This window comes from Falsibacillus pallidus (genome assembly GCF_003350505.1).
Classification (GTDB): Bacteria; Bacillota; Bacilli; order Bacillales; family DSM-25281; genus Falsibacillus; species Falsibacillus pallidus.
In genome coordinates this window covers 1-21061 of sequence record NZ_QQAY01000001.1, presented here as the reverse complement: position 1 = coordinate 21061, position 21061 = coordinate 1, and the positions used below count along the sequence as shown (strand labels likewise).

Below are 21061 nucleotides of genomic sequence, written 5' to 3'. Positions count from 1 at the left end.
ACAAATGTTATAGTAAATTAATTAGTAGAAAGCAATCATGCGGGGTGGGTATGTGATTCAAAAAAAGGTTGATTTCTTCTTAATGAAAAAAGAAATGGAATCAGAACTCAAAAGGCCATTATATGCGAAAGAAATTGATTTTCTTTACTGGCTGGCAAGCAAAATGCAAAAACATACATATGACAACTCATAAAAAGTACTTACAGAAAGTAAGGATGCATGAAAAAATGCATCCTTATTTTTATTGCATCCAGCTGATGAAAAAATTGATATTCCGGACCGATGTATGTATGATGAGGTGTAGAAAATTCAATAATGTTAGGGTGATAGATATGAGTTTTCACGGACAAAAAATAATTCCTGCCATCCGGTCAATGAAAGATTTTGAAAAAATGATCGACTCGCCATATACATATGGAGTCTTTTTGGATTTGCATGTCGGAATGCTGAAGAGCGTATACAGCCATGCGAAAAAACATAATAAGAAAATGTTCTGCCATGTCGATTTGATTCATGGATTAAGCAGTGATGAAGCTGCCGCTGAATATATCTGCCAGGAACTTAAGCCATATGGGTTGATTTCAACTAAAGGAAGCGTCATAACAAAAGCAAGGCAAAAAGGAGTGTATGCCACGCAAAGGGCATTCATTCTCGATACTCATGCATTGGAAAGAAGCATCAAGCTAATAGCGAAGACAGACCCTGATTATGTCGAAGTGCTTCCTGGTGTAATCCCTAAAGTAATTAAAGAAATCCACGAGCGGACCGGCAAACCAATATTCGCCGGGGGACTGATCGATCACGTTGATGAAGTCGAACAGGCAATAGCAGCAGGAGCTTCAGCCGTTACGACATCTAATCGACTACTTTGGGACAAATTCAGCGGTACCTAAGTCACGCTGTTAATTTTTGTGAATAAAACCTTTAATTAATGAATTGACAACGTTTTCATTCTGATGTACCATAAAAGCAAGTTAATAGTCCGTGATAGAGAATTGAGAGAATCACACATTGCCTTACTAGTGGGCAAGCTGTGTGTTTCTCTCTTTTTTATTGCCTTTTAACGGACAAGCAATCAAATTTATCAAGCAGCTCGTATTACTTATTGGAGGGGATTAGTATGTCGCCATTTTTAGCAGAATTGGTTGGAACAGCCATTTTAATCATATTGGGTGCAGGAGTCTGCGCTGGCGTGAATTTGAAAAAATCATTTGCACAAAACTCAGGATGGATTGTCATTACGATGGGATGGGGGCTCGCCGTTGCCGTAGGAGTATATGCAGTCGGTCAATATAGCGGTGCTCATTTAAATCCTGCTGTAACCCTGGGGTTGGCATTTAAAGGAGATTTTCCTTGGAAGGATGTACCAAGCTATATCCTGGCGCAATTCCTTGGAGCTATGATTGGTTCAGCAATTGTCTATCTGCATTATCTGCCTCACTGGAAGGCCACAAATGACCCGGGAGTCAAACTTGGTGTATTTGCAACTGGACCAGCAATCCCGCATTATTTTTCTAATTTACTTAGTGAAATGATTGGTACTTTTGTTCTTGTGGTAGGAATTTTATCAATCGGAGCGAATAAGTTTACTGATGGCCTAAATCCATTTATTGTAGGATTTTTAATTGTCAGTATTGGATTATCTCTTGGCGGGACGACAGGATATGCGATCAACCCAGCGAGGGATCTTGGGCCAAGAATAGCACATTTCCTTTTACCGATTCATGGGAAAGGATCTTCCAATTGGGGATATGCTTGGATTCCTGTTGTCGGACCGGCGCTCGGGGGATCCTTTGGAGGGGTATTCTACAAAGCGGTATTCGAAGGAAAGATGACACAGGCACTTTGGTGGATATTAGCTGTAATACTGGTAGTATTGGCAGTATCTCTTCTTTTAGATAAAGGTGAAAAAGAAAGTATTAAAGAAAAAAGATTGACTGCATAAATTGAGGAGGATTTTATCATGGAAAAATACATTCTTTCATTAGATCAAGGCACTACAAGTTCAAGAGCGATTCTTTTCAATAAAAAAGGGGAGGTTGTCCATGTTGCTCAAAAGGAATTCAAGCAATACTTCCCGAAACCAGGCTGGGTGGAGCATAATGCAAATGAGATTTGGGGCTCTGTGCTGGCAGTCATTGCAACCGTTTTATCTGAATCTGAAGTGAAACCTGAACAAATAGCTGGAATCGGAATCACCAATCAGCGGGAAACCGCAGTAGTATGGGATAAAGAGACCGGAAATCCTGTATACAATGCAATCGTTTGGCAGTCCCGCCAAACGTCTGAGATTTGTGATGAGTTGAAAGAGAAAGGATACAGCGATACATTCCGTGAGAAGACGGGTCTTTTGATTGACGCCTATTTCTCCGGTACAAAGGTTAAATGGATACTAGATCATGTAGATGGAGCGCGTCAGAAAGCAGAGGATGGACAACTCCTTTTCGGAACCATTGATACTTGGCTGATCTGGAAGCTTTCAGGAGGCGAGGCGCATGTGACGGATTATTCAAATGCGTCAAGGACATTAATGTACAATATCCATGAGCTGAAATGGGATGACGAACTTTTGGAAATCCTTTCAGTCCCAAAATCCATGCTTCCTGAAGTGAAGCCATCTTCTGAAATATACGGAAAAACAGTTACACATCATTTCTTCGGCAAGGAAATCCCGATTGCTGGAGCTGCGGGTGATCAGCAGGCGGCATTGTTCGGTCAGGCGTGCTTTGAGAAAGGGATGGCAAAAAACACTTACGGTACAGGCTGTTTTATGCTGATGAATACTGGCGAAAATGCTGTTAAATCTGAAAATGGGCTATTGACAACCATCGCTTGGGGCATTGATGGGAAAGTGGAATATGCATTAGAAGGAAGTATCTTTGTCGCCGGCTCTGCCATCCAATGGCTCAGGGATGGATTAAGAATGCTGAAGGATGCAAAGGATAGCGAAGGGTATGCTGAAAAGGTCGAGTCCACAGACGGTGTGTATGTTGTTCCGGCATTTGTAGGATTAGGTACGCCATATTGGGACAGCGATGTCCGCGGAGCAATTTTTGGTTTGACAAGGGGAACATCGAAGGAGCATTTTGTCCGTGCAACTCTTGAATCGCTGGCTTATCAAACTAAAGATGTATTGACAGCGATGGAGGCAGATTCCGGAATTGCTTTAAAAACCTTGAGAGTAGACGGTGGAGCAGTAAAGAATAATTTCTTAATGAAATTCCAAAGTGATTTGCTGGATGTTCCCGTTGAACGTCCGGAGGTCAATGAAACCACTGCTCTCGGTGCAGCTTATTTAGCTGGTCTAGCAGTAGGCTATTGGGACAGCAAGGATGAAATCACATCAAACTGGAATTTAGATAAATCTTTCAAGCCAGACATGGCAGCAGATGAAAGAGAAGGTTTATATAACGGATGGAAAAAAGCTGTGCATGCAGCTATGGCATTTAAATAAAATATATGCTACAATAATATCAAGTTAATAATTCGGTTGGAGAACAGGAGAGACCACACTGCATTATGGCACCCATTCCATAATGTCAGTTAGTGGTCTCTTTTTGTTTGCCGTAAAGACAACTAGGAGGTTAGGTAAATGAACAAACAAACATTTTCTAATATAAATCGCAGTGAAACAGTGCGAAAAATGAAAACGGATGCTTACGATTTGCTTGTCATAGGAGGAGGGATCACTGGTGCAGGGATTGCCTTGGATGCAGTGACAAGGGGGATGAAAGTCGCGCTGGTCGAAATGCAGGACTTTGCAGCAGGAACTTCCAGCCGTTCCACGAAACTTGTTCATGGAGGACTCAGGTATTTAAAGCAATTTGAAGTGAAAATGGTCGCGGAGGTCGGAAAGGAACGGGCCATTGTTTATGAAAACGGACCACATGTTACGACTCCCGAATGGATGCTTCTTCCAATCCATAAAGGAGGAACATTTGGTAAATTCAGTACCTCAGTAGGGCTTCGAGTATATGATTTTCTTGCAGGGGTCAAAAAATCCGAAAAAAGAAAGATGCTGAGCCGTGAAGCTGCACTTCAAAAAGAACCGTTAGTCAAAAAAGACGGGCTGCAAGGGGGAGGCTATTATGTCGAGTATCGTACAGATGACGCCCGACTTACCATAGAAGTCATGAAGGAAGCGGTCCAAAGAGGGGCGCATGTATTGAATTATGCCAAAGCAAATCAATTTATTTATCAAAATAAACAAATCATCGGAGTCCATATTGGAGATCTTCTTAGCGGAGAAGCATTCCCTGTCAAGGCGAAAAAGGTTGTGAATGCCGCTGGGCCATGGGTCGATCAAGTTAGGGGTAATGACTATGCTAAAAATAATAAGGAGCTTCGCCTTACAAAGGGAGTACATCTTGTCATAAGCCAAGAAAAGTTCCCGTTGAAGCAAGCGATCTATTTTGATACCCCGGACAAGAGGATGGTCTTTGCCATTCCGAGGGATGGCAAAACGTATGTCGGTACAACTGATACTTTCTTTGACGGGGACAAAGCGAATCCTAAAATGACAAAAGAGGATCGCGATTATATCCTAAAGGCGATTCATTTTATGTTCCCTGAAGTGAAAGTAGCAAAAGAGGATGTGGAATCAAGCTGGGCTGGCGTAAGGCCGCTTATATATGAAGAAGGCAAAGATCCTTCTGAAATTTCACGGAAAGATGAAGTATGGGAAGCAGAAAGCGGACTCATCACAATTGCAGGCGGAAAGCTTACAGGCTACAGGAAAATGGCAGAAACAGTAGTCAATCTGGTAGCTGAAAGAATTACTGAATCTGGCAGCCCGCGTTATAAAGGATGCCAAACTAAGCACCTTCCAATATCCGGAGGAGATTTTGGAGGTTCAGCACAAATGGAAAGGTACGTTGAATCTTTTGAATCCAAAGCAGCAGCGGTCGGATTGCCAGCAGAGGTAGGAAGGGAAATTGCACAAAAATATGGAACAAACGCCGAAATCATTTTAAAATATGTTAAAACCAATAAAACGAATCTTCCTTCAAAAATATATGCAGAACTGCAGTATGCCATTGATCATGAAATGGTTTACAAGCCTGTAGATTTCTTTATTCGCCGGACAGGCGCGCTGTTCTTTGATCGCAGCTGGGTGAATGAATGGAAGAAACCAGTCATTGATCATATGGGAAAATCATTAGGATGGAAAAAGGAAGAGTTTGCACAATATACAGCCGAGTTAGAAAAAGAATTAAAGGATGCCGTAGAGCCGGTTGATATTCAATAATCATGAAGAAGCCCTGACTTAGGTCGGGGTTTCTTTTTTGCTGATGAAGTCTCTAAGAAGAAGGATTTTCCATTTCCATAGCAAATAAATTAAATAGAAAAGAAGGGGGAATAAGCAGAGTATGGAGGCAGTCATACAGAAGAAAAGAAAAAGGGCGTTAAGGAATATTGGAATATGGGCCGCAGCAATCATATTTTTGATTGGAATGAGTGCAATTGTTTTTGTGAACGTTTACACATCCCGGTCTCTTCCTGTAATATCCGGCACAATCCATATCAAAGGATTAAATGCTGCTGTACAAGTGATTCGGGATGAAAATGGAGTTCCTCATTTGAAAGCGGATAATGAACATGATTTATTTATGGCTCAAGGATATGTACAAGCACAGGATCGACTCTTTCAGATGGATTTAAGCAGAAGGCAGGCTTCAGGGAGATTAAGTGAAGTAATCGGCAAAGCGACAATCGATCGTGATAAATTTTTTCGGACTTTAGGTCTTAGAAGAGCTGCAGAGGCATCTTACCCTAACTATTCGTCCAATGCAAAGTCTGTCATGGAAGCATTTGCGGCAGGTGTAAATGCATATATAAAAGAAGCTTCAGCAGATAAGAAGCTGCCGGTTGAATTTACTTTGCTGGGCTATAAACCAGAAAAATGGACCCCGGTTGATTCCCTAACAATCGGAAAATATATGGCATTTGATTTAGGTGGCCACTGGCAGGGGCAGGCATTCCGTTATTGGGCGCTAAAGAATCTGCCTGAAAACAAAGCAAAAGAATTATTTCCATCCTATCCAAATGATGCCCCCACTATCATATCTGCAATAAAAGGCACGAATTTGGATGTCAAAAATAGTTTTGCTGCAAGTGTCATTCCACCTGAATTCAATGGGAGCAATAACTGGGTAGTCGGCGGTGAAAAGAGTGAATCCGGCAAGCCGCTCCTTGCAGATGATCCACATTTATCTTTGGCAACGCCGGCTATCTGGTACCAAATGCAGCTTCAGACAGAGGAGATGAATGTAAGCGGGGTCATTTTTGCAGGAGTTCCGGGTATAATTCTTGGCCACAATGACCATATCGCTTGGGGTGTCACGAATACTGGCCCGGATGTACAGGATTTATATATGGAAAAACGCAATCCGGAAAATAAAAATGAATTCTTATACAACGGACAATGGGAAAAAGCAAAAGTAATAGATGAGCCAATCCGCATCAATGGAGAAGAAACCATTCCATATAAAGTCACCATAACAAGGCATGGCCCTATTATTTCGGAATTTGCTTATCAGCCTGATGGAGAAAACGCGTTTTCTTTGAGATGGACAGCTCTCGATCCTTCATCTGAACTTGAAGCCATTTTAAATATGAATAAAGCAAGTGATTGGCCAGAGTTCGAAGAAGCATTGAAAAAATTTGAAACACCGACCCAAAACTTTGTGTTTGCTTCTGATGATGGAACGATCGCTTATAAAGCAAATGGGAAAATCCCAATCAGAAAAAAAGGGGATGGGCTTCTTCCAGTCCCTGGTTGGACGGATGAATATGAATGGACAGGATTCATCCCGTATGATGAACTACCGAAAACCGTAAATCCAGAGGAAGGATTTATTTCTTCTGCTAACAATAAGGTGGTTTCCGACGATTATCCATACCATATCAGCAATACTTGGGCACAGCCATACCGTCAGATGAGAATCCAGGAGGTGCTGAAAAGCAAGGATAAAATCAGTGTTAAAGATATGGAAGCTTTGCAGATGGATAAAACAAATTTATATGCCAGGGAATTCATCCCTCAGTTTTTGGAAGCTTTGAAAGACGTGAAATTATCTAAAACTGCTGAACAGGCGGTGGAAATCCTTGGGGACTGGGATTTCGTTGATGATAAAGATGCATCCGCTCCCCTTATTTTCAATCTGTGGATGAAGGAAATACCGAAAGTACTTTACGGGAAAGAAATTCCTGTAGACATGTATGACTTATTTGATGGAAGCCAGTCTGTAACCGATGAAATATTAAGGAAAGCGTTGAAAGGAGAAGATAGTTCCTGGGTGAAAGAACGCGGAGGCATAGAAAACCTTTTAGCCAATTCCTTGAAAAACGTTTTGGATCAGCTTTCTGCTGACTATGGAAACAATCCCAAGAAATGGGCTTGGGGCGATTATCACAAACTCTATTTTGAACATCCTGTTTCACAGGCATCCAGTATACTAGCTTACTTCTTCAATCATGAAAAGCCGGCCCCTATTGGCGGCAGCCAAGTCACAGTCCAAGCTGCCAGCTATGAAGAAGATGGTGTAGTCGACCATGGCGCATCCTGGAGGTTTGTCATTGATACATCAGATATGTCGAAGGCCTACCATATTGTCGGACCCGGACAGTCTGGGCATTTTAAAAGTGAATGGTACCACGATCAAATAGATGATTGGATCAATGGGAAGTATCACACGACAAGAACAGATGGAAAGGTTAAGAATGGACGCGATCTGACGCTGAAACCATAAGTTTTTCCCATCAAGAAAGAGGGATGTGCAGACATGTATATATCCCTCTTTTTGAAGGTTTATCTTTTTAAAAAGTGGATCATAATAGTTAAGTATTCTTTGATGGGCAAATCTATGGTACGATGGTGAAAACGTAACAAAGGCAGTGAATTTTTTGGAAAAGAAGAAACTGATCGTACTGATCGGACCAACAGCAGTAGGCAAGACAGCACTGAGCATTGAACTCGCCAAGGAATTTGGGTGTGAAATCATCAGCGGCGATTCCATGCAGGTATATAGGGGAATGGATATAGGGACAGCAAAAATTACAGAGCAGGAGATGGAAGGGATTCCTCATCATTTAATTGATATTAAGGATCCGAGCGAACCTTTTTCTGCTGCTGAATTCCAGCAGATTGTCCGCAATAAAATTGATGAGATTCATTCTCGGGGCAAAATGCCGATGATTGTTGGAGGAACGGGGCTATACATACAAGCAGTCCTTTACGACTATCAATTTACAGAAACCCCTGGAGATGAAATCTTCAGAAAGAAATTAGAGCAAAGAGCACAAATAGAAGGAAATATTGGTTTATACGAAGACCTAAAGGGTATTGACTCTCATAGTGCCAAAAATATTCATCCTAATAATGTAAGAAGGGTCATCCGGGCGTTGGAGATTTATCAGTGCACAGGGAAAACCATGTCTGAATATCAGGAAAGTCAAGATTCCGAGATGCTCTATGATACCGCACTCGTTGGATTGACCATGGACAGGGAAATGCTTTACCAGCGTATCAACCATCGTGTAGAGCTGATGGTTCAGGAGGGGCTCGTGGAGGAAGTCAAAAGACTTCATGAGAAAAATCTCCGAGATGTCCAGTCCATCCAGGCAATTGGATATAAAGAAATTTATGAATATTTGGATGGGAACTCATCGTTTGATGAAGCGCTTGAAAATCTTAAGCAAAATTCCAGGCGATATGCCAAAAGGCAATTGACCTGGTTCCGCAATAAAATGGATGTCCAATGGTTTGATGTTACAAATCAAAAAGATTCACAGAAAAATTTCCGTAAAATATCTGATTTTATTGCAGGAAAGATTGCTTTAAAATCGAATAGATAATATTAGAGATAGAAGAGGAGGACTTTACATGAAACAAGCTATCAATATTCAAGATCAATTTTTGAATCAATTACGAAAAGACGGTACACTAGTGACCGTATTCTTGTTGAATGGTTTCCAACTTCGTGGACTAGTAAAAGGCTTTGACAGTTTTACAGTACTATTCGAATGCGAGGGCAAACAGCAGCTTGTGTTCAAACACGCAATCTCTACATTTGCTCCACAGCGCAATGTCCAACTGAATTTTGATGAACAGCAATAAATAATACAGCGATACAGGGCCGGTCGAATATGACTTGGCCTTTTTTATATTACTGGGAAATGTAAACCATGAGTCAAAGTGAAAAAAGCATGAATGATAAATTTGCAGAATAGGATAATGAAGGAACTTTAAAAATCAGCGTATTTAAGTATGTCCATATTTCTTGGGAAAGCGCACATAATGACAAAAAACTCATTTTCAATTTAACGTTTTTATATGTAATTAGGTAATGAGATTATGGGCGGGTGTCACCCATCGCCCACTTTAGACGTATAATGTTTGGAATGTGAGGTGAATGCTTTGGATCAGCCAATCCGTATGAAAAATAACGGGCAAATCAGTATCGTATTGAACTCTCAAAAAACGACTGCAGTAAAATCTCTTGATAAAAAAGAGTTAATGCCAAAATCTCTTTCTCAAGAACATGCGGCACTGCGTGAAATTGAATTGGAATTAAGCGAACTTGTCGGTATGGAAGATATGAAACAAATGATAAAAGAAGTTTATGCCTGGATTTACATTAATAAAAAAAGAGAAGCAATGGGCTTGAAAGCCGGAAAACAAGCGCTCCATATGATGTTTAAAGGGAATCCGGGAACAGGTAAGACAACAATAGCAAGACTAATCGGAAAACTGTTCTTAAAAATGAATGTGCTGTCCAAAGGTCATTTAATAGAGGCAGAGAGAGCGGATCTGGTCGGTGAATATATAGGCCACACCGCTCAAAAAACGAGGGATTTAATCAAAAAATCCCTCGGAGGCATTTTATTCATCGATGAAGCTTATTCATTGGGCCGTGGAGGAGAAAAGGATTTTGGAAAGGAAGCCATTGATACCCTAGTTAAACATATGGAAGATAAGCAGCACGAGTTCATTTTAATTCTGGCTGGCTACTCAAGGGAAATGGAATATTTCCTCAGTTTGAATCCCGGTCTCCATTCCCGCTTTCCGCTGGTTTTTAGCTTTCCGGATTATTCGGTTGAGGAACTAATGGAGATTGGCAAGCGGATGATGAGTGAAAAGGAATATGTTCTGAGCCATGATGCAGAGAGAAGACTTAGAGAACATCTTTTTGAGGTCAAGAATTCTTATTCGCCTGCCAGTTTTTCCAATGGACGCTACGTGAGAAATATCATTGAAAAATCCATTCGGGCACAGGCAATGCGTTTATTAATGCAGAATGGTTTTGATCGGCATGAACTTATTACACTGAGAAGCAACGACTTGATTTTCCCTGATAACGAATAAAAGCGCGGCTTCGATTGAAGCCGCGTTTTGCTATGATTTTATTTATAAAGGGTGGTTCATTCTGAAAGGTCTATTAGGAAGCTTCCATTTGTAGGTGTATGATAGGACACGAAGCACAGTTGTGATTAAAAATAGTCCATATAGTTCCAAAGGAGAATCGATCATCTTCAGTCCTACTGCTACTCCGCAAAGGATAGCCCAAACAGCGTAAATTTCTGAACGAAGGACAATCGGCTTCCTTCCTGCGAGCAGGTCCCTGATGATTCCGCCGCCGCTCCCTGTCAATACAGCTGCTACAATTACTGCACTTAATGGATGGTGCATTTCGGTTGCATACAATGCACCTTGGATGGCAAATGCAGATAATCCGATTGCGTCAAAGAAGTTTCCCCATCTTTTCCAATGCTTCAAAAGATCATTTGGAAAAAGGAAAACAGCTGTGATTGAAAGCATTGCAATCTGGAATAGCATCCCTTGTTCCCAGAGGGCGGAAACCGGCACCCCAATGAGCAAGTTCCTTATCGCCCCTCCGCCGAAAGCTGTAACGATCCCTAATATGTAAACTCCTAATATATCATATTCTTCTTCCATAGCGATGAATGCCCCTGAAACCGCAAAAGCAATGGTCCCAATGATGCTTAATACTTCCCATGTCATGGCGTTTCTCCTACTCTTTACAAAATATCTAAGGTAAATATGTCTATCGATTGCCAAATCTGATTTTACCACGTGTTTAGAAGAATTCAACCATTTTTTTGAAACCTTTAGCAAGAAAAGAAAGATTCGTTTTTTTACCCTGTTTTTGATAAGATGAAGAATAGTAAATCGCAGGAAAGAAGGATGCTAATTGGAAGATAAAATTCATGAAAGAGTCATTCTTGCTGGATGCCAGTTGAACGAGAGTGATGAGCGGTTCAGCTATTCGATGGAAGAGCTCGCTTCGTTGACGAAAACAGCTGATGGGGAAGTCGTTGCTTCCATTTCCCAAAAAAGGGATCGTATCCACCCTTCTACATACATTGGCAAAGGAAAGCTGGAAGAACTGTCCATACTCGAAGAGGAGTTGGAGCCTGATCTGATCATTTTTAATGATGAACTTTCCCCCAGCCAAATGAGGAATTTATCAAAAGAATTAAATTGCAGAGTGATTGACCGTACACAGTTGATACTGGATATTTTTGCGAAGAGGGCCCGCTCCAAAGAAGGTAAGCTCCAAGTTGAACTTGCTCAGCTTCAATACATGCTGCCTCGCCTTGGCGGGAAAGGGATTGAACTGTCGCGCCTTGGTGGAGGAATCGGGACCCGCGGCCCAGGTGAAACAAAATTGGAATCTGACCGCAGGCATATTCGCCGGAAAGTTGATGAAATAAAAAATCAATTGAAGGTAATCGTTCAGCACCGGGATCGGTACAGGGAGCGCAGGAAAAAGAATAAAACTTTTCAGATTGCATTGGTGGGCTACACGAATGCCGGGAAATCAACCTTATTCAATCGACTTTCCGCAGCTGATTCCTATGAAGAAAATCAATTATTTGCCACGTTGGATCCAATGACGCGAAAAATGATCATGCCAAGCGGATATACTGCATTACTTACGGATACCGTAGGATTCATCCAGGATTTGCCTACTACGCTTATTGCAGCTTTCAGGTCCACCCTAGAGGAAGTGAAAGAAGCGGACCTCTTGCTTCATGTTGTAGATAGTTCCAATCCTGATTATGAAAATCACCAAAGCACGGTGAATGGTCTTCTGAAAGAATTGGATATGGATCATTTGCCGCAGTTGACTGTTTATAATAAAATCGATCAAATTCATGAAGGGTTCATTCCTTCATCTCAATCAAAGCAAATTAAGATTAGTGCTTATGATGAAAATGACCGCCATGCCCTTCTCATAAAAGTGGAAGAGATGGCGATAAGCCTAATGGAAGAATATGAAGCATGGATTCCATCCACAGAAGGAAAGCTGCTTTCACAATTAAAAGGTGAAACGATATTGAGGGAGCTGTCTTTTCAAGAAGAGGAGCAAAGATATTTTACAAAGGGGTATTCTTTAGTGGATCACCCGATAACAGGTGCAATCAAACGATACAAGCGATAGAAGGAGAACATCATGTTTGAATTTTTAACACACGGAGAAAAATTGAAGCCAATCATAGAAGAAATAGAAAAACAAATTCAGCCGATTCATCAAGAAATCAATCGCAGAGCGGAAGAAAACCAATTCCGTGTACTGTCTTCATTTCAAGATAAGCGGGTAAGTGATTCCCACTTCATCCCTACAACAGGATACGGATATGACGATATTGGCCGCGATACTCTTGAAAAAATATACGGGGACGTTTTTGGTGGAGAAGCAGGATTGGTCCGTCCGCAGATCATTTCGGGAACACATGCGATCTCAATCGCGTTATTCGGGATATTAAGACCAGGGGACGACTTGTTGTATATTACAGGTAAACCTTACGATACACTTGAAGAAATTGTAGGCATCCGGGGAAGTGGAGTCGGTTCATTAAAAGAATTTGGCATCGGCTACAGCAGTGTGCCCCTTGCAGAAGATGGAAAAGTGGATTACGAAGCAGTGGAGAAGGCGATATCCCCTTCTATAAAAATGATAGGAATCCAACGTTCAAAAGGATATGCAACGCGTCCTTCATTTACAATAAAAGAGCTTGAGGAAATGATCCGTTTTGTAAAAGAAATCAAGCCTGATGCTGTGGTATTCGTTGATAACTGCTATGGGGAATTTGTCGAAGATAAGGAACCTTGCCATGTAGGAGCTGACTTGATGGCAGGATCATTGATTAAAAACCCAGGTGGCGGCCTTGCAAAAACAGGGGGGTATCTTGTAGGCAAGGCAGGTTTGATTGAAGCCTGTTCCTATAGGATGACGTCTCCAGGAATCGGGGCGGAAGCAGGCCCTTCACTATACAGCCTGCAAGAAATGTATCAAGGATTTTTCCTTGCTCCTCACGTAGTGGGTGAAGCCTTAAAAGGAGCTGTCTTTACTTCCGCGCTCCTAGAGCGCCTTGGGATGGACACTTATCCGAAATGGAATAGCACAAGGACGGATCTTATACAATCTGTCCAATTTGATAATGCCGAAAAGATGATCCAGTTTTGTCAGGCAATCCAATACGCTTCACCCGTCAATTCACATGTGACGCCATATCCGAATTATATGCCTGGCTATGAAGACGATGTCATCATGGCTGCAGGAACGTTTATCCAAGGGGCAAGCATAGAATTGACTGCAGATGGCCCGATCAGACCTCCTTATGTTGCATATGTACAAGGAGGGATTACTTATTCTCATGTGAAAATCGCAGTTAGCTCAGCAGTGGACAGATTAGTTGAAAAAGGTTTAATTGCTTTATAAAAGGTAATTATAATAAGGACAAAAGGATAGCCATTTTAAGCTATCCTTTCTTTTTGTTTTTTTTATGTAAGAAAACCTAACATACCATTGACAACAAATCTAACACGGCATATAATAAGTCATGAGTTAAGGATTAGAAAGGGGTCAATGGGCTATGAACAATAGTAATATTCGCCGTACAATGCCTTTATTTCCGATTGGGATTGTCATGCAGCTGACGGATTTGACTGCAAGGCAAATTCGTTATTATGAAGAGCATGAGCTGATTTTCCCTGCCAGGACTGAAGGCAATCGCCGCCTCTTTTCCTTAAATGACATTGATAAGCTGCTTGAAATCAAAGATTTTTTAGACAATGGAATCAATATGGCAGGAATCAAGAAAATCTTTGAAGTGAAGTCGGCAGCCGATTCAGCGATTCATACTAAAAAGGATGCTGAAAAAGCAAGACGTGATTTATCTGATGAGGAATTGAGGAAACTGTTGAGATCAGAATTGCAGCATGCAGGAAGATTCAACCGTTCTTCTCTCAGGCAGGGTGACATGTCGCGCTTTTTTCACTAATAAATTAATTGACAACTCTAAGGAGGCAATCTTCAATGGCTAAATTCACTACGGAAGACATTCAAAGATTAGCAAAAGAAGAAAATGTAAAATTTATTCGTCTGCAATTCACAGATATTTTGGGAACTATCAAAAATGTTGAAATCCCTGTAAGTCAACTAGGGAAAGCCCTTGACAACAAAATGATGTTTGATGGGTCATCCATTGAAGGATTTGTACGCATCGAAGAATCCGATATGTATCTTTTCCCTGACTTGGATACATGGGTTGTATTCCCTTGGACAGCGGAAAAAGGTAAAGTTGCCCGCTTAATCTGCGATATTTACAATCCAGATGGAACGCCATTTGAAGGAGATCCTCGAAATAACTTAAAAAGAATATTGAAAGAAATGGAAGAACTCGGATTCACAAACTTCAACCTTGGGCCAGAGCCGGAATTTTTCCTGTTCAAGCTGGATGAGAAGGGTGAACCGACTCTCGAATTAAATGATAACGGTGGATATTTTGACTTGGCTCCTACAGACCTTGGCGAAAACTGCCGCCGCGATATCGTACTTGAACTGGAAGAAATGGGCTTTGAAATTGAAGCTTCCCACCATGAAGTAGCACCAGGCCAACATGAAATAGACTTCAAATATGCGAATGCACTTGAAGCATGCGATGATATTCAAACTTTTAAATTGGTCGTTAAAACGATTGCCCGCAAGCATGGCCTTCATGCCACTTTCATGCCAAAACCGCTATTTGGCGTAAATGGTTCCGGTATGCACTGCAACCTTTCTTTATTCACAGAGGGAGTGAATGCCTTCTATGATACTGAAGGGAAATTGGAGTTGAGTGAAACGGCTTATCACTTTATTGCAGGGGTAATTAAACATGCGAAAAGCTTTACAGCTGTGACAAATCCTACAGTAAACTCTTATAAACGTCTTGTGCCAGGATATGAAGCACCATGCTATGTTGCCTGGTCCGCAAGAAACCGCAGTCCATTGATCCGTATTCCTGCATCAAGAGGATTGAGCACTCGCGTAGAAGTGAGATCTGTAGACCCTGCAGCAAATCCATATTTAGCAATGGCTGTTTTATTAAAAGCAGGTCTTGACGGCATTAAGAATAAATTGGCTGCTCCGGCACCAATCGACCGCAATATCTATGTAATGAATAAAGAGGAAAGAGTAGAAGCTGGAATTGAAGACTTGCCGGCTACTCTTTATCAAGCACTGGAACAATTGAAATCAGATGAAGTGATGACAGCTGCGCTTGGTAGTCACATCCTTGAACACTTCGTTGAAGCGAAAGAGATCGAATGGGATATGTTCCGCACTCAAGTTCATCCGTGGGAAAGAGAACAATATATGCAAATGTTTTAATGAAAGAAAAGGCTCCCGGTTTCCCCGGGAGCCTTTTTTTATCGGAATAGACTGTTACCTGATTTAAAGTGCTTGTTTAACCATATTATAATACAAGCTTATATAGCGAAAAGGTTGAATGGAGGAGATGGCATGAAAGGCATTGATGTCTCCCATTGGAATCAAGTGAATGATTGGAATCAAGTAAAATCAGATGGAATCGAATTTGTCTACTTGAAAGCGACAGAGGGTAGTTCATATGTAGATCCAAAATTAGAAGAATATTATATGGGAGCAAAAAAAGCAGGATTGAGAGTAGGGTTCTATCACTTTGCCAGACCGATAGACGAAGCAAATACTCTAAGTGAAGCAAGGCATTTCATCAATACTGTGAGGGACATGCCTGCTGATTTGCCGTATGTATACGATATCGAGACAACAGGGGCAGGATTGAAAGCGGAGCAGCTGACAAAGCTTGCCGGTTTGTGGCTTGAAACTGTCCGATTGTCATTGGGGAAGGTAATGATATATTCATATTCCTATTTTCAAAAAAAATATTTATTGGAGCCGCTGACGAAATATCCCCTATGGATTGCACATTATGATGTAAGTGAGCCTTCCTTTTCCAGATGGAAAGAATTTACTTGCTGGCAGTATTCTGAGAAGGGCTCAGTTAATGGCATCCAAGGAAATGTAGACTTGGATGATGGAAAGGGGTTGAAAGCGGTGGCCGATCAAAAAAAGGACTATGAAGGACATTGGGCACAGGAGTCTATTGAAAAAGCAATAAAGGCCGGAATCATGAAAGGGCATACTGACGGGACATGGGGTCCGAATGAGCCAGTGACCAGGGGGCAATTGGCGGTGATCTTGGATAGACTCGGATTGTTGGATCAATAATTGTTTATTTCAAATAAAAAGGATGAAATCATTAATGATTTCATCCTTTTTTTAGTGAATGTGGCGATAAACACCAATGACTTTTCCGAGAATAGAGACATTGTTTAATATGATTGGCTCCATTGAAGGATTTTCAGGCTGCAATCTGACGAAGTCTTTTTCCTTGAAGAAGCGTTTAACAGTTGCTTCATCTTCGTCGGTCATTGCAACAACGATTTCACCATTCCTTGCCGTTTTTTGCTGGCGCACGATAACTAAATCTCCATCTAAGATACCCGCGTCAATCATACTGTCTCCCATAATTTCGAGCATGAAGACCGGTTCATCTGCAGGTGCCAAACGTTCTGGCAAAGGGAAATATTCTTCTACATTTTCGATGGCAGTGATAGGATTTCCGGCAGTGACTTTACCTATTAATGGAACCGTAACCACATTAGGCTTTGGAATCGAATTCTCTTCAAGCTCTAATACTTCAATTGCACGCGGTTTAGTCGGATCCCGGCGAATCAGGCCTTTGGCTTCCAATCTTGCAAGGTGTCCATGGACAGTTGAACTGGATGCCAACCCTACCGCCTCTCCGATCTCCCTGACAGAAGGTGGATAACCTTTTGCACGAACCTCATCTTTAATGAAAGAAAGGATGTCATGCTGTCTTTTTGATAGTTTCGTCAATTGCTGCACCTCGCTTTAATCCATTTTATTAATTCAACTATAGCATGTTCTTCCTGGAAATACAAACATAAGTTCGAATAATTGTTGACATCATCGAACAGGCGTTCTATAATCAAAGTAATTAAACGAACATATATTCGCTTGGAGGTAATTTAGTTATGTTTCAATTAATTTGGAAAAAATACTCTTATACAATTATTCTATGTGGATTGACGATATTTTTCGGAATGACCTGCCTTGTGCTATTTTCCGGGAATGAAGATACTATTCGAAAAGAAATTGTCATCAATGATGGAGATTCATTATGGACAATTGCCGAAGATTATGCAGATGAACAGAATATGAGCGTCCCGCAGTTTATTTCTTGGGTTCAAAAAGAAAATGGGTTAAAATCATACGTAATCAACGCAGGGGATAAGATTGTTATACCAGCAAAGAAAATCAACCCCGTCAGCGACTCCATTAAAATAAAGGAAATCGCCATGGACGGAAATAATTAAAGGAGATTTCTATGAATGCGATTATTTACTGCAGGGTCAGTACAACAAAAGAAACTCAAGAGACATCTCTGGCCAGGCAGGAAGAAGAGCTTGTAAATGCTGCGAATAAATGGAATTACAACGTACTGCGTATAATTAAGGAGCAGGAAAGCGGCTATCATCTTGAGCGCCCCGGAATATTAGAGCTGCTAGATCTAATAAAGGAAGAAGAAGTTCATGCCATTTTCATTCAGGATGAAACAAGGCTGGGGAGAGGGAATGCAAAAATCGCTTTGCTGCATTGTATAATGAAGGACGATGTGAAAGTCTTCTGCCTTGCACAGAATGGTGAACTTCAGCTCTCAGAGTCAGATTCTATGGTACTGCAGATTGTAAGTATGGTAGAGGAATATCAGCGAAAAATTCATAACCTTAAAATAAAACGGGGAATGAAAAGGGCAGTTGAAAATGGGTATAAGCCTCAAAAAAATCTTAAAAATAGAGGAAATGAAGAAGGTAGAGAGAAGAAGGAGATTCCCGTCTCGGAAATTGTCCGCCTAAGGAGAAGTAAACTTACTTTTGCTGAGATTGCCGCTACGATGAGAGGGTTCGGCTATGATGTGTCTAAAGCAACCGTCCATAGAAGGTATAAAGAATATATTGAATCTATAGAAGATGATGAATCAAACGAATCGCTTGTAAAGTGAGCCCTTTTTTAGTAACATGTCGGTATTCCAAATTACTGAAAAGGAGCTTTTTCTATGCTTTCAAAGGAAAAGATTGCCCGCATCAATGAACTTTCGAAGAAATCCAAAGGGATAGGTCTTTCAAATGAAGAAGCAAAGGAGCAATCTCGTTTGCGCCGGGAATATCTTGAAACCTTCCGTTCTTCCATGAAAAATACTATTGAAAATGTTCGAGTGATTGATCCAAATGGAGAAGATGTCACACCAAAGAAAATCCGCGATATTCAAGATAAAAATAATTTAAATTAACGCGTATGCTGAGGGAGACCTCGGCTTTTTGCATTTTTGGAATAAGTGCATTAAAAACATGTATTTCACCATACATAAAATTAATGAGATCAGAAATACTAATTATTGGTATATTTGAGAGGTCAGACGTTTTAGTTGAGAAAACGAAAAAAGAGTTTTAATATAGTAGGGAATGAATTCCCTTAATGAGAGGATGTATTTTCATGTTTGATAAAATGGATCAACTATCAGTCAATACAATAAGAACGCTATCAATCGATGCAATTGAAAAAGCTAATTCAGGCCACCCTGGAATGCCTATGGGGGCTGCTCCAATGGCTTATACCCTTTGGACGCGTTTCATGAATCACAATCCAAAAGATCCACAATGGTTTAACCGGGATCGTTTTGTTCTTTCAGCAGGACATGGATCAATGCTCTTATACAGCCTGCTTCACCTTTCCGGGTATGATTTAAGCATGGATGAAATCAAGAACTTCCGCCAATGGGGAAGCAAGACTCCGGGGCATCCTGAATATAAACATACTGCTGGTGTTGAGGCCACTACTGGCCCGCTCGGTCAAGGAATTGCGATGGCTGTCGGAATGGCAATGGCAGAACGTCATCTTGCAGGTGTCTATAATAAGGGTCAATATGAAGTGATCAACCATCATACATACAGCATTTGTGGTGATGGAGACTTGATGGAGGGTGTGTCTGCTGAAGCAGCATCCCTGGCAGCACATTTGAAATTAGGCCGCCTTGTTGTTCTTTATGATTCAAATGATATTTCTCTTGACGGTGATCTGGACCGTTCATTCTCTGAAAGTGTTGAAGGCCGCTTTAAAGCTTATGGCTGGCAATACCTAAGAGTGGAAGATGGAAACGACCTGGAAGCTATTGCGAAAGTATTGGAAGAAGCAAAAGCTGATGAGAACCGTCCGACATTGATCGAAGTAAAAACAGTCATCGGATATGGGGCTCCGAATAAATCCGGAAAATCAGCTGTTCATGGTGCTCCACTTGGCGCCGACGAAAGAAAGTTAACGAAAGAAGCTTACAAATGGACGTTTGAAGAAGACTTCTATGTTCCTGATGAAGTATACAGCCGCTTTAAAGAAGAAGTTGTATCAAAAGGGGAGAAAGTACAGGCTGAATGGGAAAATCTTTTTGAGAGCTATTCAAAAGAATATCCTGAACTTGGCGCACAACTAAAAGCAGCTATTTCAGGAAAACTTCCTGATGGATGGGATAAAGATATCCCGGTTTATGAAGAAGGTTCAAAATTAGCAAGCCGTGCTTCCAGTGGAGAGGTAATGAATGGAATTGCTAAAAACCTTCCTACATTAATCGGCGGATCTGCTGATCTTGCGGGTTCTAACAATACAATGATCAAAGGGGAAAAAGATTTTACTCCTGAGACATTTGAAGGACGCAATATCTGGTTTGGTGTTCGTGAATTCGCTATGGGAGCAGCTATGAATGGAATGGCGCTGCATGGAGGAGTGAACGTATTCGGAGGTACATTCTTCGTATTCTCGGATTATCTTCGTCCTGCAATCCGATTGGCAGCCCTTATGGGACTACCGGTAACATATGTCTTCACACATGATAGTGTGGCTGTTGGTGAAGATGGACCTACTCATGAACCGATTGAACAGCTTCCTTCATTGCGTACAATGCCAAACTTGTCCGTTATCCGTCCTGCTGACGGAAATGAAGCCGCTGCAGCATGGAGAATTGCTGTGACATCTAAAGAAAACCCTACTGCTTTGGTGCTTACAAGACAGGGACTTCCTACATTAAAGAATTCTGCTGAAAAAGCTCAGCAAGGTGTAGAAAAAGGAGCATATGTCGTCTCGCCTGCAGGAAAAGGTTCTCCAGATGCGCTACTTCTTGCAACGGGTTCTGAAGTAAGCCTTGCTGTGGATGCACAAACTGCATTAGCGTCAGAAGGAATCAATGTTTCTGTCATCAGCATGCCTTCATGGGATCGTTTCGAAAAACAAGATGCTGCATATAAAGAATCTGTTCTTCCTAAAGACGTGAAAAAGCGTTTGGCAATCGAAATGGCCGCTCCATTCGGCTGGGAACGCTATACAGGAGACGAAGGGGAAGTATTAGGCATTGACCACTTCGGTGCTTCAGCTCCTGGAGATGTTGTATTGAAAGAATTTGGCTTCTCTGTTGAGAACGTAGTTGCACGTGTAAAAGCATTACTTCAGAAATAAATTTTATGATGATATATAGATGTTACAAGGGCTGTTGATGCAGCCCTTGTTTTTTGTGCGCTTGGCAGCGCATCGGACTAATGGGTGAAAGTCCCTGACACACCGCAGTGGCGGAAGTGTCTAGCTGACAGGTAGTGCATTGTCTG

The 21061-nt window shown here is 41.4% G+C and carries 20 protein-coding genes; 18 read left to right on the top strand and 2 right to left on the bottom strand.

Going from position 1 to position 21061, the window contains the following annotated elements; translation table 11 throughout:
* Positions 1-52 precede the first annotated feature (52 nt).
* From DFR59_RS19980 to spoVK, 9 genes are all read left to right on the top strand, one after another.
* Positions 53-193 carry a hypothetical protein gene (locus tag DFR59_RS19980; RefSeq protein WP_158538280.1) on the top strand — a complete coding sequence of 47 codons (141 nt, stop codon included), beginning with the start codon at positions 53-55 and terminating at the stop codon, positions 191-193.
* Positions 194-332: 139 nt separating this feature from the next.
* On the top strand, positions 333-893 hold the full coding sequence (locus DFR59_RS00095; RefSeq protein ID WP_114744220.1) for a glycerol-3-phosphate responsive antiterminator: 561 nt from the start codon (positions 333-335) through the stop codon (positions 891-893).
* A gap of 227 nt (positions 894-1120) precedes the next feature.
* Complete coding sequence (locus DFR59_RS00090; protein WP_114743591.1) at positions 1121-1945, top strand: MIP/aquaporin family protein; 825 nt, start codon at positions 1121-1123, stop codon at positions 1943-1945.
* A gap of 18 nt (positions 1946-1963) precedes the next feature.
* Complete coding sequence (gene glpK, locus DFR59_RS00085) at positions 1964-3454, top strand: glycerol kinase GlpK (RefSeq protein ID WP_114743590.1); 1491 nt, start codon at positions 1964-1966, stop codon at positions 3452-3454.
* Between the two features lie 138 nt (positions 3455-3592).
* Entirely contained in the window at positions 3593-5248 is a 1656-nt protein-coding gene (locus tag DFR59_RS00080) for a glycerol-3-phosphate dehydrogenase/oxidase (protein WP_114743589.1), read from the top strand.
* A 121-nt stretch (positions 5249-5369) separates the two neighbouring features.
* Positions 5370-7751, top strand: coding sequence for a penicillin acylase family protein (locus tag DFR59_RS00075; RefSeq protein ID WP_114743588.1), 2382 nt, complete (start codon positions 5370-5372; stop codon positions 7749-7751).
* A 154-nt stretch (positions 7752-7905) separates the two neighbouring features.
* The gene (gene miaA / locus DFR59_RS00070; RefSeq protein ID WP_114743587.1) at positions 7906-8856 is read left to right on the top strand and encodes a tRNA (adenosine(37)-N6)-dimethylallyltransferase MiaA; all 951 of its coding nucleotides are present in this window, start codon (positions 7906-7908) and stop codon (positions 8854-8856) included.
* A gap of 28 nt (positions 8857-8884) precedes the next feature.
* Positions 8885-9118 (top strand): RNA chaperone Hfq, encoded by a 234-nt coding sequence (gene hfq / locus DFR59_RS00065; protein ID WP_114743586.1) that lies wholly within the window; start codon positions 8885-8887, stop codon positions 9116-9118.
* A 300-nt stretch (positions 9119-9418) separates the two neighbouring features.
* Positions 9419-10366, top strand: a complete 948-nt coding sequence (gene spoVK / locus DFR59_RS00060) for a stage V sporulation protein K (protein ID WP_114743585.1) — start codon at positions 9419-9421, stop codon at positions 10364-10366.
* Positions 10367-10408: 42 nt separating this feature from the next.
* Here spoVK and DFR59_RS00055 read toward each other — a convergent pair whose 3' ends face one another.
* On the bottom strand, positions 10409-11023 hold the full coding sequence (locus tag DFR59_RS00055) for a trimeric intracellular cation channel family protein (RefSeq protein WP_114743584.1): 615 nt from the start codon (positions 11021-11023) through the stop codon (positions 10409-10411).
* Positions 11024-11213: 190 nt separating this feature from the next.
* Between DFR59_RS00055 and hflX the strand changes: the two genes are divergently transcribed.
* The 5 genes from hflX (at position 11214) to DFR59_RS00030 (ending at position 16559) form a co-directional block, all read left to right on the top strand.
* A complete protein-coding gene (gene hflX, locus DFR59_RS00050; RefSeq protein WP_114743583.1) occupies positions 11214-12467 on the top strand; it encodes a GTPase HflX in 1254 nt (417 codons plus the stop codon).
* Positions 12468-12479: 12 nt separating this feature from the next.
* Positions 12480-13748 carry a methionine gamma-lyase family protein gene (locus DFR59_RS00045; protein ID WP_114743582.1) on the top strand — a complete coding sequence of 423 codons (1269 nt, stop codon included), beginning with the start codon at positions 12480-12482 and terminating at the stop codon, positions 13746-13748.
* A gap of 154 nt (positions 13749-13902) precedes the next feature.
* Positions 13903-14310, top strand: a complete 408-nt coding sequence (locus tag DFR59_RS00040) for a MerR family transcriptional regulator (RefSeq protein ID WP_114743581.1) — start codon at positions 13903-13905, stop codon at positions 14308-14310.
* Between the two features lie 35 nt (positions 14311-14345).
* The gene (gene glnA, locus DFR59_RS00035; RefSeq protein WP_114743580.1) at positions 14346-15680 is read left to right on the top strand and encodes a type I glutamate--ammonia ligase; all 1335 of its coding nucleotides are present in this window, start codon (positions 14346-14348) and stop codon (positions 15678-15680) included.
* Between the two features lie 132 nt (positions 15681-15812).
* Complete coding sequence (locus DFR59_RS00030) at positions 15813-16559, top strand: GH25 family lysozyme (protein ID WP_114743579.1); 747 nt, start codon at positions 15813-15815, stop codon at positions 16557-16559.
* A 51-nt stretch (positions 16560-16610) separates the two neighbouring features.
* Here DFR59_RS00030 and lexA read toward each other — a convergent pair whose 3' ends face one another.
* Entirely contained in the window at positions 16611-17231 is a 621-nt protein-coding gene (lexA, locus tag DFR59_RS00025; protein ID WP_114744219.1) for a transcriptional repressor LexA, read from the bottom strand.
* A 158-nt stretch (positions 17232-17389) separates the two neighbouring features.
* Between lexA and yneA the strand changes: the two genes are divergently transcribed.
* From yneA to tkt, 4 genes are all read left to right on the top strand, one after another.
* Positions 17390-17731, top strand: coding sequence for a cell division suppressor protein YneA (yneA, locus tag DFR59_RS00020; protein ID WP_114743578.1), 342 nt, complete (start codon positions 17390-17392; stop codon positions 17729-17731).
* 11 nt (positions 17732-17742) lie between these two features.
* Complete coding sequence (locus DFR59_RS00015) at positions 17743-18417, top strand: YneB family resolvase-like protein (protein WP_114743577.1); 675 nt, start codon at positions 17743-17745, stop codon at positions 18415-18417.
* Between the two features lie 54 nt (positions 18418-18471).
* The gene (locus DFR59_RS00010) at positions 18472-18705 is read left to right on the top strand and encodes a DUF896 domain-containing protein (RefSeq protein ID WP_114743576.1); all 234 of its coding nucleotides are present in this window, start codon (positions 18472-18474) and stop codon (positions 18703-18705) included.
* A gap of 203 nt (positions 18706-18908) precedes the next feature.
* On the top strand, positions 18909-20915 hold the full coding sequence (gene tkt / locus DFR59_RS00005) for a transketolase (protein WP_114743575.1): 2007 nt from the start codon (positions 18909-18911) through the stop codon (positions 20913-20915).
* The last annotated feature ends 146 nt before the right edge of the window (positions 20916-21061 follow it).

Excerpts from the sequence above, each read along its gene's own strand:
- DFR59_RS00045 (WP_114743582.1), top strand. The coding sequence starts at position 12,480 with ATGTTTGAATTTTTAACACACGGAGAAAAATTGAAGCCAATCATAGAA.
- glnA (WP_114743580.1), top strand. The coding sequence starts at position 14,346 with ATGGCTAAATTCACTACGGAAGACATTCAAAGATTAGCAAAAGAAGAA.
- yneA (WP_114743578.1), top strand. The coding sequence starts at position 17,390 with ATGTTTCAATTAATTTGGAAAAAATACTCTTATACAATTATTCTATGT.
- hfq (WP_114743586.1), top strand. The coding sequence starts at position 8,885 with ATGAAACAAGCTATCAATATTCAAGATCAATTTTTGAATCAATTACGA.
- DFR59_RS00080 (WP_114743589.1), top strand. The coding sequence starts at position 3,593 with ATGAACAAACAAACATTTTCTAATATAAATCGCAGTGAAACAGTGCGA.
- DFR59_RS00040 (WP_114743581.1), top strand. The coding sequence starts at position 13,903 with ATGAACAATAGTAATATTCGCCGTACAATGCCTTTATTTCCGATTGGG.
- DFR59_RS00075 (WP_114743588.1), top strand. The coding sequence starts at position 5,370 with ATGGAGGCAGTCATACAGAAGAAAAGAAAAAGGGCGTTAAGGAATATT.
- DFR59_RS00010 (WP_114743576.1), top strand. The coding sequence starts at position 18,472 with ATGCTTTCAAAGGAAAAGATTGCCCGCATCAATGAACTTTCGAAGAAA.
- DFR59_RS00055 (WP_114743584.1), bottom strand. The coding sequence starts at position 11,023 with ATGACATGGGAAGTATTAAGCATCATTGGGACCATTGCTTTTGCGGTT.
- DFR59_RS00015 (WP_114743577.1), top strand. The coding sequence starts at position 17,743 with ATGAATGCGATTATTTACTGCAGGGTCAGTACAACAAAAGAAACTCAA.
- DFR59_RS00095 (WP_114744220.1), top strand. The coding sequence starts at position 333 with ATGAGTTTTCACGGACAAAAAATAATTCCTGCCATCCGGTCAATGAAA.
- tkt (WP_114743575.1), top strand. The coding sequence starts at position 18,909 with ATGTTTGATAAAATGGATCAACTATCAGTCAATACAATAAGAACGCTA.
- DFR59_RS00090 (WP_114743591.1), top strand. The coding sequence starts at position 1,121 with ATGTCGCCATTTTTAGCAGAATTGGTTGGAACAGCCATTTTAATCATA.
- DFR59_RS00030 (WP_114743579.1), top strand. The coding sequence starts at position 15,813 with ATGAAAGGCATTGATGTCTCCCATTGGAATCAAGTGAATGATTGGAAT.
- glpK (WP_114743590.1), top strand. The coding sequence starts at position 1,964 with ATGGAAAAATACATTCTTTCATTAGATCAAGGCACTACAAGTTCAAGA.